We start from the raw sequence: 2,417 nt of genomic DNA on the forward strand, positions 1-2,417 counted from the left end.
TAGAGGCGGCGCGAGGCCACGCCGCCGCGGGCGATGACGCGGGCACCGGGGGTGGTGTCGAGGCCAAGGCGCAGCGGATCGAGCCGCGCCAGCCCGCGCCCCAGCAGATCGCGGATGACGGGCGCGCTGTCGGTCTCGGGGTCGCGGCGGATGCCCCGGCAGTCGATGCCGTGCTCGGCGATGAGCATGTGCTCGGTATCGCCGGGCAGGCGGATGACCAGCCCGGTCTGCCCGCCCATCGGCACGGCCTCGTGAAACCGCGCCTTCACCAGGTCAAGCTGGCCGCTGGCTTGTGCGGCAGCGATAGTGCGCGCCGATTGCGGCGGCATGCGGTGGCGATGCACCTCCCACCAGGTTGCGGCATGGCGCAGGAAACGCGCGCGCGTATCCTGATCCCACGACCGCCAGATGGCCGAGACATGCGGGCGCAGCCCGTCGAGCACAAGCTGCCAGGGCGTGCCCTTGGCGGCGGCGTGGCGCACACGGGCGCGCAGCCAGTGCAAGAGCGCGCTGACCGAGGCGCCAAGCGGCACCTCTTCGCGCCCCATCGGCACGGGCGCGCCGCTGGCATGGGGCTGCGGCAGAAGGCCCCGGCGCGACAGGCAGGTGATCGGCCCGCGATGGCCCTGCGCAAGCAGCGCCACGACGTGATCGACCATCGAAAGCCCCGTGCCGATGATCACCACACGTGCCTGGGGATCGCGCGGCGGGGTGAAATCCCACGCGCCATAAAGCCCGTCGCGCGGCACCATCGGCACGGCGTGCTCGGTGGCGAGGATCGCGCGGTCGGCCAGCACGGTGGTGCTATCATCCAGATGCGCGCTGATGCCGTGGCGCGTCTCCTCGACGCGCAGCACCTCGCCCGCAACACAGCGCAGGCGGTCCTCGCGCCAGGGCGACACGAGGCCTTCGAGATAGCGCCCATAGGTACCGCGACTGACAAAGCAGGCCTCCGTCGCGGTGCAGGTCTCATCGCGCGCCTGAAGCCAGCGCAGGAAATGATCGGGGTCGTCGGGAAAGGCGCTCATGTTGTGAACGCGGGTATTCAGCAGGTGATCGGGGTGATCGGTGGCATAGGCCACGCCGCAGCCCAGCACCTCGCGCTTTTCCACGATGGTGACGCGGGTCTCGGGGGCGGCGTGCAGAAGATGCGTCGCCATCAGCGCGCCGCTCGCGCCGCCGCCGATGATGAGAACGTGCCGCGCGGCCCGGCTGCCCCCGCCATCCATCACGCGACCGCCACGAGCAACAGGGTGGTCAGCGCGAGACAGGCGAGGCCAAGAACGATCTCGCCGCGTGCGGGCAGCGGGCCGGTTTCGATCACGCCGTATTCGGGGGCGAACATGCCGGCGAGGCAGGGATCGGGGGCGTAGCAGATCATGGGCGCGGCTCCTTGTCTCGGGGTCGGGGTCTCGGGGTCAGGTCAGGACCAGGATGGCCAGCATCGAGAGATAGGCGATGGCAAAGACGGTCATGGGAACGGCCTTGCGGATACGGTCAAGAATCGGTGTCATGCGATGGCCTCCTGTCGGCTCAGATGGGTTTGGAAACTTGCCGTGGCGCGGCCCGGCAGCGCGGGCAGGGTCCAGATCAGATCGCGCAGGGCGCGGCCCTCGGGCCAGGGGCCAAAGCCGGAGGCCACGTTGATATGCCCCGCCTCGCCCATATCGACAAACTCCGCGCCCCAGCGTTTGGCGAGCCAGCGCGCACGCGGCTGTGCCATCCACGGATCGTTGCGGCTGGCCGCGACGATGGTGGGCACGCGCAGGGCCACCTCGGGGATCTTGCCGAAAGGGGCGGTGCGCGCATCATGGCTCGGCTCTGCCGGGGCGACCAGAAGCGCGCCGCCGACCTTGAGCTGCGGCCAGCGCGACAGAAGCTGCACCGCCGCCACCGCCCCCAGCGAATGCGCCACCAGAACCGCACCGGGATGCAGCAAAAGCGCACCCGCGATCTCGGTCAGCCATTGATCGGAGCGCGGGCGGGTCCAGCATTTCTGCTCGACGATGCGCGCGGTCGGATCCATGCGTTCCCACCAATACTGCCAATGGGGGGCGGGCGAGCCGTCGAGGCCGGGCAAAAGCAGGGTTTTGATCATGGAACATCTCCTTTCCCAAATACACTATCATGTTTATCGTGTTTTAGGGTTCCAAATTTGCCATGGGTTTTGGAACGTGAGTCTCCTTTTGGGGGGTGGGTCAGGCCGTGGCGATGTCGATCGGCAAGACGGTGCTGTCGCGGATCACTTCCATCGAGAATTTCGAGGTGACATTGCGACAGGGCAGGCGGCGGGTCAGCAGCAGGTAGAATTCGTCGAAACTGGCCATGTCGGCCACGGCCACTTTCAGCAGGTAATCGACATCGCCCGCCATGCGATGCACTTCGATGATTTCAGGGAATTCCGCGATGGCGGCGCG

Annotated in this window: 4 protein-coding genes; all 4 read right to left on the minus strand. The window is 68.0% G+C overall.

Going from position 1 to position 2,417, the window contains the following annotated elements; all coding sequences use genetic code 11:
- Window positions 1–1,229, minus strand: a 1,229-nt coding sequence (locus tag ABIE58_RS20210; RefSeq protein WP_354546406.1) for an FAD/NAD(P)-binding protein, incomplete at its 3' end; no start/stop codon positions are given.
- Entirely contained in the window at window positions 1,229–1,381 is a 153-nt protein-coding gene (locus ABIE58_RS20215; protein WP_354546407.1) for a hypothetical protein, read from the minus strand. The genes ABIE58_RS20210 and ABIE58_RS20215, both read right to left, overlap by 1 nt.
- 129 nt (window positions 1,382–1,510) lie before the next feature.
- Complete coding sequence (locus ABIE58_RS20220; RefSeq protein ID WP_354546408.1) at window positions 1,511–2,098, minus strand: RBBP9/YdeN family alpha/beta hydrolase; 588 nt, start codon at window positions 2,096–2,098, stop codon at window positions 1,511–1,513.
- Between the two features lie 100 nt (window positions 2,099–2,198).
- Window positions 2,199–2,417, minus strand: a 219-nt coding sequence (locus ABIE58_RS20225; protein ID WP_354546409.1) for an Lrp/AsnC ligand binding domain-containing protein, incomplete at its 5' end; no start/stop codon positions are given.

This window comes from Roseovarius sp. MBR-78 (assembly GCF_040547535.1).
In the GTDB taxonomy this organism is placed as follows: Bacteria; Pseudomonadota; Alphaproteobacteria; order Rhodobacterales; family Rhodobacteraceae; genus Roseovarius.

What these genes read in the sequence shown, in the direction of transcription:
- ABIE58_RS20220 (WP_354546408.1), bottom strand. Translation starts at nt 2,098, where the DNA reads ATGATCAAAACCCTGCTTTTGCCCGGCCTCGACGGCTCGCCCGCCCCC.
- ABIE58_RS20215 (WP_354546407.1), bottom strand. Translation starts at nt 1,381, where the DNA reads ATGATCTGCTACGCCCCCGATCCCTGCCTCGCCGGCATGTTCGCCCCC.